General features: G+C 63.4%; 14 protein-coding genes. 10 read left to right on the top strand and 4 right to left on the bottom strand.

The window, feature by feature from the left end:
- Positions 1 to 5 precede the first annotated feature (5 nt).
- From PVV54_RS23570 to PVV54_RS23525, 10 genes are all read left to right on the top strand, one after another.
- Positions 6 to 671 carry a riboflavin synthase gene (locus PVV54_RS23570; protein WP_003255399.1) on the top strand — a complete coding sequence of 222 codons (666 nt, stop codon included), beginning with the start codon at positions 6 to 8 and terminating at the stop codon, positions 669 to 671.
- A gap of 18 nt (positions 672 to 689) precedes the next feature.
- On the top strand, positions 690 to 1,781 hold the full coding sequence (gene ribBA, locus PVV54_RS23565) for a bifunctional 3,4-dihydroxy-2-butanone-4-phosphate synthase/GTP cyclohydrolase II (protein ID WP_274907532.1): 1,092 nt from the start codon (positions 690 to 692) through the stop codon (positions 1,779 to 1,781).
- A 91-nt stretch (positions 1,782 to 1,872) separates the two neighbouring features.
- Positions 1,873 to 2,349 (top strand): 6,7-dimethyl-8-ribityllumazine synthase, encoded by a 477-nt coding sequence (gene ribH, locus PVV54_RS23560; protein WP_008092356.1) that lies wholly within the window; start codon positions 1,873 to 1,875, stop codon positions 2,347 to 2,349.
- Complete coding sequence (nusB, locus tag PVV54_RS23555; RefSeq protein WP_274907531.1) at positions 2,346 to 2,846, top strand: transcription antitermination factor NusB; 501 nt, start codon at positions 2,346 to 2,348, stop codon at positions 2,844 to 2,846. Before ribH ends, nusB begins: the two co-directional genes overlap by 4 nt.
- An 18-nt stretch (positions 2,847 to 2,864) precedes the next feature.
- Positions 2,865 to 3,833: a thiamine-phosphate kinase gene (gene thiL / locus PVV54_RS23550; protein WP_274907530.1), complete on the top strand. Its 969-nt coding sequence runs from the start codon at positions 2,865 to 2,867 to the stop codon at positions 3,831 to 3,833.
- A complete protein-coding gene (locus PVV54_RS23545) occupies positions 3,830 to 4,333 on the top strand; it encodes a phosphatidylglycerophosphatase A family protein (protein WP_274907529.1) in 504 nt (167 codons plus the stop codon). The genes thiL and PVV54_RS23545 overlap by 4 nt, the downstream gene beginning before the upstream one ends.
- Before the next feature lie 16 nt (positions 4,334 to 4,349).
- Positions 4,350 to 5,093: a substrate-binding periplasmic protein gene (locus PVV54_RS23540; protein ID WP_274907528.1), complete on the top strand. Its 744-nt coding sequence runs from the start codon at positions 4,350 to 4,352 to the stop codon at positions 5,091 to 5,093.
- Positions 5,094 to 5,227: 134 nt separating this feature from the next.
- Positions 5,228 to 5,845 (top strand): GTP cyclohydrolase II, encoded by a 618-nt coding sequence (gene ribA / locus PVV54_RS23535; protein ID WP_274907527.1) that lies wholly within the window; start codon positions 5,228 to 5,230, stop codon positions 5,843 to 5,845.
- Positions 5,842 to 6,261, top strand: a complete 420-nt coding sequence (locus tag PVV54_RS23530) for an MFS transporter (protein ID WP_274907526.1) — start codon at positions 5,842 to 5,844, stop codon at positions 6,259 to 6,261. Before ribA ends, PVV54_RS23530 begins: the two co-directional genes overlap by 4 nt.
- On the top strand, positions 6,261 to 7,058 hold the full coding sequence (locus tag PVV54_RS23525) for a cobalamin-binding protein (protein WP_274907525.1): 798 nt from the start codon (positions 6,261 to 6,263) through the stop codon (positions 7,056 to 7,058). Before PVV54_RS23530 ends, PVV54_RS23525 begins: the two co-directional genes overlap by 1 nt.
- Here PVV54_RS23525 and PVV54_RS23520 read toward each other — a convergent pair.
- From PVV54_RS23520 to PVV54_RS23505, 4 genes are all read right to left on the bottom strand, one after another.
- Positions 7,036 to 8,907: a TonB-dependent receptor domain-containing protein gene (locus tag PVV54_RS23520; protein WP_274907524.1), complete on the bottom strand. Its 1,872-nt coding sequence runs from the start codon at positions 8,905 to 8,907 to the stop codon at positions 7,036 to 7,038. The two genes, PVV54_RS23525 and PVV54_RS23520, sit on opposite strands and share 23 nt — an antisense overlap.
- A 111-nt stretch (positions 8,908 to 9,018) precedes the next feature.
- Complete coding sequence (gene dxs / locus PVV54_RS23515; RefSeq protein WP_274907523.1) at positions 9,019 to 10,914, bottom strand: 1-deoxy-D-xylulose-5-phosphate synthase; 1,896 nt, start codon at positions 10,912 to 10,914, stop codon at positions 9,019 to 9,021.
- A 177-nt stretch (positions 10,915 to 11,091) separates the two neighbouring features.
- Positions 11,092 to 11,979 (bottom strand): (2E,6E)-farnesyl diphosphate synthase, encoded by an 888-nt coding sequence (ispA, locus tag PVV54_RS23510; protein WP_274907522.1) that lies wholly within the window; start codon positions 11,977 to 11,979, stop codon positions 11,092 to 11,094.
- Positions 11,976 to 12,218, bottom strand: a complete 243-nt coding sequence (locus PVV54_RS23505; protein ID WP_011531978.1) for an exodeoxyribonuclease VII small subunit — start codon at positions 12,216 to 12,218, stop codon at positions 11,976 to 11,978. Before PVV54_RS23505 ends, ispA begins: the two co-directional genes overlap by 4 nt.
- Positions 12,219 to 12,354: the final 136 nt, after the last annotated feature.

The raw sequence follows: 12,354 nt of genomic DNA, 5'->3' as shown, positions 1-12,354 counted from the left end.
ACCCCATGTTCACCGGCATCATCGAATCCATCGGCACCATCCGCAGCCTCACCCCCAAAGGCGGTGACGTGCGCGTGTATGTCGAAACCGGAAAGCTCGACCTGGGCGACGTCAAGCTCGGCGATAGCATCGCCGTCAATGGCGTGTGCCTGACCGCCGTCGAGTTGCCGGGCGATGGCTTCTGGGCCGACGTCAGTGTCGAAACCCTCAAGCGCACCGCTTTCATCGACCTCAAGAGCGGCAGCAAGGTCAACCTTGAGAAAGCCCTGACCCCCACCACCCGCCTGGGCGGCCACCTGGTCAGCGGCCACGTCGACGGTGTCGGCGAAATCATCTCGCGCAGCGATAACGCCCGCGCCATCCAGTTCCGCGTGCGTGCGCCCAAGGAGCTGGCCAAGTACATCGCCCACAAGGGTTCGATCACCGTCGACGGCACCAGCCTGACGGTAAACGAGGTCAATGGCGCCGAATTCGAGCTGACCATCGTCCCGCACACCCTGTCCGAAACCATCATGGCCGACTACCGAGCAGGGCGTCGGGTAAACCTTGAGGTCGACCTGCTGGCCCGTTATCTGGAGCGTTTGCTGCTGGGTGACAAGGCTGCAGAGCCGAGCAAGGGCAGTGGCATCACCGAAAGCTTCCTGGCCGCCAACGGCTTCTTGAAATCCTGATTGAGAAGGGGGTGCCGCGTGGCGCTCAACAGCATCGAAGAACTGGTTGAAGACATCCGCCAGGGCAAAATGGTCATCCTCATGGATGACGAAGACCGCGAAAACGAAGGCGACATCATCATGGCAGCCGAATGCTGCCTGCCTGAGCACATCAATTTCATGGCCAAGCACGCCCGTGGCCTGATTTGCATGCCGATGACCCGCGAGCGCTGCGAAACGCTGAAACTGCCGCTGATGGCCCCGCGCAACGGCTCGGGCTTCGGCACCAAGTTCACCGTGTCGATCGAAGCCGCCGAAGGCGTCACCACCGGCATTTCCGCTGCAGACCGCGCCCGCACCGTGCAGGCTGCCGCCGCCAAGGACGCCAAGGCAGATGACATCGTCAGCCCTGGCCACATCTTCCCGTTGATGGCCCAGCCCGGCGGCACTCTGGCCCGCGCCGGCCATACCGAAGCAGCCTGCGACCTGGCGCGCATGGCAGGCTTTGAGCCGAGCGGCGTGATCTGCGAAGTGATGAACGACGACGGCACCATGTCGCGCCGCGCAGAACTGGAAGTATTCGCGGCCGAGCATGGCCTGAAGATCGGCACCATCGCCGACCTGATCCACTACCGCATGATCCACGAGCGTACCGTTCAGCGGGTTTCCGAACAGCCGATCGAAAGCGAACTGGGCCAGTTCAACCTGGTGACCTACCGCGACGCGGTGGAAGGCGACGTGCACATGGCCCTTACCCTGGGCAAGATCTGCGCCGAAGAGCCGACCCTGGTGCGTGTGCACAACATGGACCCGCTGCGTGACCTGCTGATGGTCAAACAGCCCGGCCGCTGGAGCCTGCGCGCCGCCATGAGCGCCGTGGCAGACGCTGGCAGCGGCGTAGTGCTGCTGCTGGGCCACCCGCTGGACGGTGACGTGCTGTTGGCACATATCCGCGAAAGCGCGGGTGATGCACCGACCAAGGCGCCGACCACCTACAGCACCGTCGGTGCCGGTTCGCAGATCCTGCGCGACCTCGGTGTGCGCAAGATGCGCCTGATGAGTTCGCCGATGAAGTTCAATGCGATATCCGGATTCGATCTGGAAGTTGTAGAATACGTGCCCTCCGAGTGACTTGAGGCGGCGCCTGCGCCCTCACGCTCGAGTCCAAACCCTCCCGAGGCCGCCCGCGAGCGGCCTCGCTCTTGAAGATGAGAACATCGGAATGACCCTGAAGACCATCGAAGGTACCTTCATCGCCCCCAAAGGTCGCTATGCTTTGGTGGTTGGCCGCTTCAACAGCTTCGTCGTCGAAAGCCTGGTAAGCGGTGCCGTTGATGCCCTGGTACGCCACGGTGTCAGCGAAAGCGACATCACCATCATCCGTGCCCCGGGCGCGTTCGAAATCCCGCTGGTTGCGCAAAAAGTCGCCCAGCAAGGTGAATACGACGCGATCATCGCACTGGGCGCCGTGATCCGTGGCGGTACCCCGCACTTTGAATACGTGGCGGGCGAATGCACCAAGGGCCTGGCCCAGGTGTCCATGGAGTTCGGTGTTCCGGTGGCCTTCGGCGTACTGACCGTCGACTCCATCGAGCAAGCCATCGAGCGCTCCGGCACCAAAGCCGGTAACAAAGGTGCTGAAGCTGCCTTGTCCGCTCTGGAAATGGTCAGCCTGCTGGCGCAGTTGGAGGCCAAGTGATTAGCGACGAAAGCGATCGTTTCAACCCGCGCGATCCAAAACCTGCGGATGCCGGCAAGCCATCGAAGAGCGCCAAGCGCCGCGAGGCTCGCAAGCTGGCCACCCAGGCCCTGTACCAGTGGCACATGGCTCAGCATTCGCTGAACGAGATCGAAGCGCAGTTCCGGGTCGATAACGATTTTACCGATGTCGATGGCGCCTATTTCCGCGAAATCCTGCATGGGGTTCCGGCGATCAAAGGCGAAATCGACAAGGCGCTGGTGCCTTGCATGACCATCGCGCTCGAAGAGCTCGACCCGGTCGAACTGGCTGTGCTGCGTCTGTCCACCTGGGAGTTCATCAAGCGCGTCGACGTCCCGTACCGCGTAGTGATCAACGAAGGCGTGGAACTGGCCAAAGTCTTCGGCGCCACCGACGGCCACAAGTTCGTCAACGGCGTGCTGGACAAGCTTGCACCGGCCCTGCGTGAAGCAGAAGTAAAGGCAAACAAGCGCTGATCCTGGCGCAGCCTGGCCATGGGTGAGTTCGAGCTGATCAACCATTACTTTGCCGCCGCGCCCTGTGCGCAGGGCGGCGAAGGTGTGGCCTTGGGTATCGGCGACGACTGTGCCCTGCTGAGCCTTCCCCCTGGTGAGCAACTGGCGGTGTCTACCGACACCCTGGTGGCAGGGGTGCACTTCCCTGCGGTCTGTGACCCCTGCCTGTTGGGCCAGCGATCACTGGCCGTGGCGGCCAGTGATCTGGCGGCCATGGGAGCGCACGCTATTGGCTTTACCCTTGCCATCACCTTGCCGGACGTCGGCCCCGACTGGCTGCAAGCCTACGCAGACGGCCTGAGCCGCATGGCCCACCGCTGCCGCATGAGCCTGATTGGCGGCGACACCACCCGCGGCCCCCTCAGCATTACCGTTACCGTGTTCGGTCGTGTACCGGCTGGCGAGGCCTTGCGCCGCAGTGGTGCCCGCCCGGGGGATCTTCTGTGTGTAGGCGGTTCACTGGGTAAAGCAGCAGGCGCATTGCCGCTGGTGCTGGGTGAGCGTGAAGCGCCTGCCGAGTTGGCCGAGCCGCTGTTGGCGCATTACTGGTCGCCAATGCCGCAGCTCAACCTGGGCCAGTTGCTGCGTGGTCGGGCTACTGCCGCGTTGGATATCTCCGATGGCCTGCTCGCGGATTGCGGCCATATAGCCAAGGCATCCGGGGTGGCACTTGAGGTGAACCTGGCGCAGGTGCCAGTGTCTCCTGCTCTGGAGGCCTTTCTTGGCCTGGAGGCCGCGCAAATGGCAGCACTCACAGGCGGTGATGACTATGTGCTGGCGTTTACCTTGCCGCCAGAGGCGCTGGCTGCGGTTCAAGCTACTGGCTTGGCCGATGTTCATGTTGTGGGCCGCGTGCTTGCAGGCCAGGGTGTGGCCCTGCGTGACCCGCAAGGCCACGACATCACCCCCGTTCAACGGGGCTATCAACACTTTAGGGAGACACCGTGACCGACCACCCCAACCAGGTGCCCGCGGAGTTCGTTCCGCCATCGGTCTGGCGCAACCCGTGGCACTTCATCGCCTTTGGCTTCGGCTCCGGCACCATCCCCAAGGCCCCCGGCACCTGGGGCTCGATGGTGGCCATCCCGTTCATCCCGCTGTGGCAGATGTTGCCAGACTGGGGGTACTGGCTGTTGCTGGGCATCACCATGCTGTTCGGCTTCTGGTTGTGCGGCAAAGTGGCAAACGACTTGCGTGTGCACGACCATGAAGGCATTGTCTGGGACGAGATGGTTGGCATGTGGATCACCCTGTGGCTGGTGCCGGAAGGGTGGCAGTGGATTTTGGCGGGCTTCCTGATGTTCCGCTTCTTCGACATCCTCAAGCCGTGGCCGATTCGTTGGATCGACCGCCATGTGCATGGCGGTGTTGGCATCATGCTCGACGATATCCTGGCAGGCGTGTTCGCCTGGCTGGGCATGCAGCTTCTGGTGTGGGTGGTGGGCTGAAACAGGGAGTGATTCGATGGCCATAAGGACTGCGCTGCTGGCAATGTTGATAAGCCTTGCCCCATGGGTGGCAGCGGCCGATGGCGTGCCCAGGCAGGTGCATCTGGTCAGCGAGGAATGGCTCGACTACACCAATGCCGATGGCACCGGCGTGGCCTGGGATGTGTTGCGCAAGGTGTTCGAGCCTGCAGGGGTCAAGGTCGTGACCCAGAGCGCGCCGTACAGCCGTGCGGTAGGGCTGGTAAAGCGCGGCGAAGCCGATGCCTGGGTGGGTTCCTACAAGGAAGAGGACGAAGACAACCTCTACCCACGCTGGCACTTCGACATGGACCATATCTACGCGTTGGGCCTTGCTACCAAGCCGGTGCCCACCCCTGAAAACGTTGGCCAATATCGCCTGGCCTGGGTGCGGGGCTACGATTACGGCAGCTACCTGCCGAACGTGAAAAACTTCCGTGAAATTCAGCGTCGCGAAGGCATCTTGCCGATGCTGGAACATGACCGCGTGGATTTCTACATCGATGCGCTGACCGAAGTCGACTACGTGCTGGGGCAGGCCTCCCAACCTGAGCGCTTCCGCCGTACCCATGTGGCCGAGTTGCCGTTGTACCTGGCATTCAACCGCAGCGTTGATGCCAAGGCGCTGGTGGCGTTGTTCGACAAACGCATGGCCGAGCTGGTGCGCAGTGGGGAGTTGAAGCCGATTTTCGAGCGCTGGAAGCAGCCCTATCCGTTTACCCAGGACAGCAAGCCCCAGTAAGGGCTTGCCAACGCTATCCCAGGCGTAAGCATCGAACTTTTCGATCTTACCCCACGGTATTCCGTCAGCGCACAGCCGCCGACCTGCTGATACAATCGGCCAACGAGAAATTTCCTACTTTCCAGGAGCACAACGTGCCCGTCGTCTTTGTTGCCGCCTCTAAACTCCCAACGCCTTTCGCGACGTTCACCATGCATGGCTTTCTTGACGAAGCCACCGGCCGTGAGCACGTGGTGCTCAGCCTGGGTGATATCGCTGATGGTGAGCCGGTGCTGGGGCGCCTGCACTCCGAGTGCCTGACCGGCGATGCCCTGTTCAGCCAGCGTTGCGACTGCGGTTCGCAGCTGGAGGCTGCCCTGCAGGCCATCGCCCGTGAAGGCCGTGGCGTGCTGCTGTACCTGCGTCAGGAAGGCCGTGGCATCGGCTTGCTGAACAAAATCCGCGCCTATGAACTGCAAGACGGTGGCGCCGACACCGTCGAAGCCAACGAGCGCTTGGGCTTTGCCGCCGACCAACGTGATTACGCCATATGCCTGCCTATGCTTGAGCACCTGGGCGTCAAATCGCTGCGCCTGATGACCAACAACCCGCGCAAGGTCAAGGCGCTGACCGACATGAACATCAAAGTGGCTGAGCGCGTACCGCTGCACACCGGCCATAACCCGCACAACCGCTACTACCTGGCCACCAAAGCCGGCAAGCTCGGCCACATGCTGGGCAACGAGCATCAGGGCGAGGTACCTCAGGCGTGACACGCGGCGAGGTGAAGCGGCGCCTGGCGCTGGCCTGGTGGCAATACCTGGCGGTTGGGCTGGTGCCGCTAATGGTCATGGCTTGGGCCTTTGGCGGTGGTGATGCGCTGATCCCGGTGCTGGCCATGCCGTTGTTCATCGCTGGCGCCGCCACCATGTTCCTCAGCCTGCCGCGCTTCGGTGCTTACAAGCGTGCGTTGATCGCGACGTCCAAGGTGCTCAACACCGCCGAAGAGCCAGCAGCCTGGATCGAACTGGCGCGCGTGCGCCGCATGGCCATGCTTTACGCCTGTTTCCCCGCCTGGGTCGCGGCACTGTCGGTGCTGGTGGGGCTGGAGGCCGTGCCGCAAGTCCTGCTGGCGTTATCCACCGCCGTTCTGCTCTACCTCTATCGCATTCCGCGCCAATTGGGCTGATGCGCGCACTGCTCTGGCTGTTGGCGCTGCTGGCTTGCACCGTTAAGGCTGAACCGTTGCGCGTGGTCAGCCTGGCGCCTTCCATGACTGAAATCATGCTCGAACTGCAGGCCGACGACCTGCTGGTGGGCGTGTTAGATGGTGGTGAGCGGCCAGCCCCGCTGCGCGGGCTGCCTTCGGTGGGGCGCTTGGGGCAACTGGACATGGAGCGCCTGCTTAGCCTCAAACCGGATTTGCTGCTGCTGTGGCCCGACAGTGTGGCCCCGGCGCAGCGCGACCAGCTCAAGCGCCTGGGCGTTGCCACCTTCAGCGCCGAACCCCATGGCCTTGACCAGTTGATCGAGCAAATTGAGGGCATTGCGGTACGCGTTGGGCGTGCGGAGCAGGGGCGCAAGTATGTGCAAGCGCTGCGGGCAAGGCTGCAGCAGCTTCGCCAGCTGTACCGGCGTGATCAGTCGTTGCGCGTGTTCTATCAGGTTTGGGACCGGCCGCTTTACACTTTGGGCGGTCGGCAAATTGTCAGTGATGCGCTGGCGGTTTGCGGAGCCCGCAACATATTCGACGACCTGGATCAGCCTGCGCCGCTGGTGAGCGTCGAATCGGTGTTGTTGCGCAAACCCGAAGTGATTCTTGCGGGCGACCCGGAGCAACTGGCGAGCTGGAAGGCCTGGCCGGGCCTTGATGCCCGCTTGCTGGTGGTGCCAGACAGGGGCCTGGAGCGGCCCAGCGGGCAGATGATTGAAGCCACTGCCCAGCTGTGCGCATTGCTGGCGGCTAAAGCACCGGTGTCCAAGTGACGCTGAACAGGGCCGTGCGGCCTTCTTCGCGGTAGCCGTAGCTGTTGCCGTCGTAGCTGTACAGCGCTCGGCTGTAGCCTTTGTCCAGCAGGTTATCCAGCTTCAATTCCAGCTTCAGCTCATCGGTTGCCGCCCAGCCGCCGCGCAAGCCCAGCAAGCCATAGCCGCCCAGGCGGTTGCGGTTGGCTTCATCGTCGTAGCTGGCGCTGACGACTTGCCAACTGCCACCCACATTGAAACGGTCAAACTGGCGGTCCAGGTCCAGGCTCAGGGTGCGCTTGGCTCGCCGTGCGAGCGTATGGCCGCTGTCGCGGTCGCGCGGGTCGATCAGGGCCAGGCCCAGCTGGCTGCGCCAGGCGCCCCATTGTTGATCCAGGGCCATTTCAAAACCGTTGATGCGGGCCGAGGCGACGTTACGCGGTATGGAGCCTTCACCGAAAATGATCGCGTCTGTCAGGTCGGTGCGGTACAGGGACGTTTCCAGGCGGCTGTCTTGGGTGAGCTGGCTGCGCCATTGCAGTTCGTAGCTCTTCGACCGCTCGGGCTTGAGGTCGGGATTGCTGAAATCTGGGTAATACAGGTCGTTGAAGGTCGGGGCGCGGAAGCCTTCGCTGTAGGACACCAGCACATCATTCGCCGCGTTCAGCGGCACCGTCAGGCTGCCGCTCCAGGTGGTCTGCCCGCCAAACTGCTGGTTCTGGTCACGGCGCACGCCCAGTTCGGTGGAGAAGCTTTCCCCCTTGAAACGGTGCTGGGCGAACGCGGCGCGGTTCCAGCGGCTGTCCTCACTGAAATCGGTAGTGCCGTGCACGCGGTCTTCGTACCAGTCGCCGCCGATCAGCAGGTTGTGCTGGTCATTCAACGCCAGGTCGTTCTGCCAGGTGACCTGATCGCGGTAGGTGTTGAAAACCGAGCGTTCGTCGCTGAGCTTGTCGCGTTTATCGTCACGGTTTTCGCTGTGGCCGAGCTCCAGGCGCGAGTGCCAGACATCGTTCAGCTGGGCATCGAAATAGGTGCCCAGGCTGCTCACGCTGAAATCGGTGTATGGCTTTTGTTCGAAGGTTTCGAAGGTGGCCAGGTCGAAGCGGCCGAACGGGTTGTCGTATTCACTGCGGCCGCGGCTGTCGAGCAGGTTCAGGCCGGCTTCAAAGCGCTCGCCAAAGGTGTGGCTCAGGCTCAGGTTGAACGACTTGTTACGGTAGGCGTCGTGATCGTTGTCGCTGGTAAAGGACGGGCCAGTGGCATCGATGCCGGCAGTTTCATCCAGGCTTGCACCCAGGTTGAAGCGGGTGCTTGCGTCACCTCCGGAAAGGCCCAGGTTGCGCTGCCAGGTCTGGTTGCTGCCGGCCGCCAGGCGCAAGCGCGGTTGCAGGCCGCTACCGTTGCTACGCCGCGTGAAGATCTGGATCACCCCGCCAATCGCATCGCTGCCGTACACCGCCGAGCGGGAGCCACGCAGCACCTCGACGCGCTCGATCTGGTCGATATCGAGAAACTGCAGGCCGCTGTCGCCGGAGGTGGCGTTGGCGATGCGCACGCCGTCCACCAGCACCAGGCTCTGGGCGGCCTTGGTGCCGCGAATGAAGATACCCGGCAGGCTACCGCGGCCACCGGTAGGGGCAACCTGAACGCCCGGCACGCGGGTGAGCAGGTCGGTGACGCTTGTGGGTTGCAGGCGATCGATGTCGCTGCGGGTGAATACGGTGTTGGCAGCGCTGGTGGCGGTGCGAGACTCGACCTGGCGGCTGGCGCTGATCAGGACGTCTGGGAGTTTGAGGGCGTCGTCGCGTTCGGCGGCCAGAAGCGGGAGGGGGAGGCACAGCAGGGTGGCAAAGGTTGGGGCTTTCATGGGAGTCCAGTTTTTGCGAGGGCTGCGCCCTCGATCGCGACACAAGGCCGCTCCCACAGGAGTGCGCGTTCGTCTTGTGTCGCGAAAGGGCCGCAACGCGGCCCCAAGGATCTACAGGCCCAGCTTGTCCATCCGAGCTTTCACGGCTGCTTCAATACCTGCCGCATCCAGCCCACACTCAGCCAGCATCTGCGCAGGCTTGGCATGCTCAACGTAAATGTCAGGCAACCCCAGATGCAGCAGCGGCTTGACCACCGCCTGGCTGGCCAGGAACTCACCCACGGCGGCGCCTGCGCCACCCATGATGGCGTTTTCTTCGATGGTCACCAGCATGTCATGGCTTGCGGCCAGTTCCAGCACCAGCGCCTCGTCGAGCGGCTTAACGAAGCGCATGTCGACCACGGTGGCGTTGATCTGCTCGGCCACTTGCAAGGCCTCGGTCAGTTGCACGCCGAATACCAGCAGGGCCACTTTTTCGCCCTGACGGCGTACCACGCCTTTACCGATTTCCAGCGGCTCCAGGTCGCCGCTGATCGGCGCATTGGGGCCAGTGCCACGTGGGTAGCGCACGGCGGCGGGGCCGTTGTACAAGTGGCCGGTGCTGAGCATCTTGCGCAGCTCGTTCTCGTCGCTTGGGGTCATGACCAGCATGCCCGGGATGCAGCGCAGGTACGACAAGTCGTAGCTGCCGGCATGGGTCGGGCCGTCTTCGCCCACCAGGCCTGCGCGGTCGATGGCAAACAGCACATCGAGGTTTTGCACGGCCACATCGTGGATCAGCTGGTCGTACGCACGCTGCAGGAAGGTCGAATAGATCGCCACCACCGGCTTGACGCCTTCACAGGCCATGCCCGCGGCCAAGGTCACAGCGTGCTGTTCGGCAATCGCCACATCGAAGTAGCGCTCCGGGTAGCGTTCGCTGAACGCGACCAGGTCGGAGCCTTCCTTCATCGCCGGGGTAATGCCTACCAGGCGGTTGTCGGCAGCGGCCATGTCGCACAGCCACTGGCCGAACACCGCCGAATACTTCGGCCCGCCAACCTTTTTCGGTGCAGCCGGCTTGTTGGCTGGCTCGAGTTTGGTAATGGCGTGGTAGCCGATCGGGTCTACTTCGGCCGGAGCGAAGCCCTTGCCTTTCTTGGTGACCACATGCAGGAACTGCGGGCCCTTGAGATCGCGCATGTTGCGCAGGGTGGCGATCATGGTCGGCAGGTCGTGGCCGTCGATCGGGCCGATGTAGTTCCAGCCCAATTCTTCGAAGAGGGTGCCGGGGGCCAGCATGCCCTTGGCATATTCCTCGGTGCGGCGGGCGATTTCCCAGGCGCCGGGCAGGCGCGACAGCACTTTTTTGCTGCCTTCGCGCATGCTCGAATAGGTGCGGCTGGACAGGATCTTGGCCAGGTAGTTGGACAAGCCACCGACATTGCGCGAAATCGACATGTCGTTGTCGTTGAGGATCACCAGCATGTTGGCGTCCACTTCCTGGGCGTGGTTCAACGCCTCGAAGGCCATGCCGGCGGTCAGGGCGCCGTCGCCGATCACCGCGATCGATTTGCGCGGGTCATTTTGCAGGCGGGCGGCAATGGCCATGCCCAGTGCGGCGCTGATCGAGGTGCTGGAGTGGCCGACGCCAAAGGTGTCGTACTCGCTCTCGCTGCGGCGCGGGAAGGCGGCGATGCCGTCCTTCTGGCGCAGGGTCAGCATGCGGTTGCGCCGGCCCGTGAGGATTTTATGCGGATACGCCTGGTGGCCGACGTCCCACACCAGCCGGTCGTCCGGGGTGTCGAATACGTAATGCAGGGCGATCGTCAGTTCGATGACGCCCAGGCCGGCACCAAAATGCCCACCGGTTTGACCCACGGTGTAGAGCAGTTCCTGGCGCAACTCGTCGGCCAGGGGCTCCAGGTCGGCTTCGGCCAGCCGGCGCAGGCCTGCAGGCGTGTCAGCGCGGTCGAGCAACGGCGTGACCGGGCGTTCGCGGGGGATCTCTTGAAACGTCGTGGGCATCAGGCGAGTCGTTATAGGTGTGAAGACGCGGCAGTTTACCCCATTGTGTAAAAGCTGCCCATTCAGACGGGTGCTGCGATGGGGCTGCTTTGCAGCCCTTTCGCGACACAAGGCCGCTCCCACATGCCTTGCAGGAGCGGCCTTGTGTCGCGAAAGGGCCGCAAGGCGGCCCCCAGATCAGTGGCGGCGTTCGACGATGTAGCGCGCCAAAGCCCGCAGCGGCTCGGCGTTATCGCCAAAGTCGGCTAGCACGGCCAGCGCCTGGTCGCGCAGCTCAAGGGCATAGGCCTTGGCTGCGTCCAGCCCCAACAGTGCCGGGTAGGTGGGTTTGTCACGGGCTATGTCAGCACCCTGGCGTTTGCCGAGGGTGGCGGTGTCGCTTTCCACGTCGAGAATGTCGTCCTGCACCTGGAAGGCCAGGCCGATGGCCTGTGCGTAAGTCTGCAAGGCGTCCAGCTGAGCTTGCTCGGCGCGGCCACTGGCCAGGGCTCCGAGACGCACGCTGGCTTCGATCAGGGCACCGGTTTTGTGGCGATGCATGTATTCCAGGGCCTGCTGGTCCAGTTTCAACCCTACCGAACCCAGGTCGATGGCCTGGCCACCGACCATGCCGGCCGGGCCAGCGGCCTTGGCCAGCGCCTGGACCATGGCCAGGCGAATGTGGTCGGGCTGCGGGCTCAGGCGTGGCTCGAGCAGGGCGCTGAAAGCCAGGCTCTGCAGGCCGTCGCCGGCGAGGATGGCGCAGGCTTCATCAAAGGCTTTGTGGGTGGTCGGCTGGCCGCGACGCAGGTCGTCGTCGTCCATGGCCGGGAGGTCGTCGTGCACCAGCGAATAGGCGTGGATCAGCTCGACCGCGCAGGCCGCGCCGTTGGCGTGTTCAGCTGGCGCGCCCAAGGCTTCGCAGGCTGCATAGGCAAGCAGTGGGCGCACACGCTTGCCGCCGTTCATCACGCTGTAGCGCATGGCGGCGTAGAGGCGTTCGAGCTCTTTGGAGGGCGCTACGAAAAAGGGTTCGAGGGCTGCGTCGACACGGGCCTGGCAGCTGGCCTGGTAAGTGCCGATCATGCTTCCGGCTCCGCATCGAACGGTTGTGCAGCGAGTTCGCCGTCACGTTCCAGCAAGATCTGCACCTTTTGCTCGGCCTGGGCCAGGGCGCCCTGGCAATCGCGGGTCAGGGCAATACCTTGTTCGAAGGCGGCCAGCGACTCTTCCAGCGACAACTCGCCGTTCTCCAGGCGCTCGACCAGGGCTTGCAGGTCGGCGAGGGATTGCTCGAAATCGATGGAGGCTTTTTTGCGGGCCATGGCGACAGTCTCGGTGGCTGGTCAGAACGGCGCGACGTTAGCAGAGCGGGGCGGGGGGAGCAAACTCGACTTGGTCTCAGAGCGAGCGCCGCTGCGCGCCGCATCGCGGATAAATCCGCTCCTACAAGGCAACAGT

Source organism: Pseudomonas sp. PSKL.D1, from assembly GCF_028898945.1.
Classification (GTDB): Bacteria; Pseudomonadota; Gammaproteobacteria; order Pseudomonadales; family Pseudomonadaceae; genus Aquipseudomonas.
This window is presented reverse-complemented; position numbering and strand designations above follow the sequence as displayed.

Bases quoted from the DNA above. Each gene is read 5' to 3' on its own strand.
- ribH (WP_008092356.1), top strand. From the start codon at position 1,873: ATGACCCTGAAGACCATCGAAGGTACCTTCATCGCCCCCAAAGGTCGC.
- ispA (WP_274907522.1), bottom strand. From the start codon at position 11,979: ATGATCGGCACTTACCAGGCCAGCTGCCAGGCCCGTGTCGACGCAGCC.
- PVV54_RS23520 (WP_274907524.1), bottom strand. From the start codon at position 8,907: ATGAAAGCCCCAACCTTTGCCACCCTGCTGTGCCTCCCCCTCCCGCTT.
- PVV54_RS23570 (WP_003255399.1), top strand. From the start codon at position 6: ATGTTCACCGGCATCATCGAATCCATCGGCACCATCCGCAGCCTCACC.
- dxs (WP_274907523.1), bottom strand. From the start codon at position 10,914: ATGCCCACGACGTTTCAAGAGATCCCCCGCGAACGCCCGGTCACGCCG.
- PVV54_RS23525 (WP_274907525.1), top strand. From the start codon at position 6,261: ATGCGCGCACTGCTCTGGCTGTTGGCGCTGCTGGCTTGCACCGTTAAG.
- PVV54_RS23505 (WP_011531978.1), bottom strand. From the start codon at position 12,218: ATGGCCCGCAAAAAAGCCTCCATCGATTTCGAGCAATCCCTCGCCGAC.
- thiL (WP_274907530.1), top strand. From the start codon at position 2,865: ATGGGTGAGTTCGAGCTGATCAACCATTACTTTGCCGCCGCGCCCTGT.
- PVV54_RS23540 (WP_274907528.1), top strand. From the start codon at position 4,350: ATGGCCATAAGGACTGCGCTGCTGGCAATGTTGATAAGCCTTGCCCCA.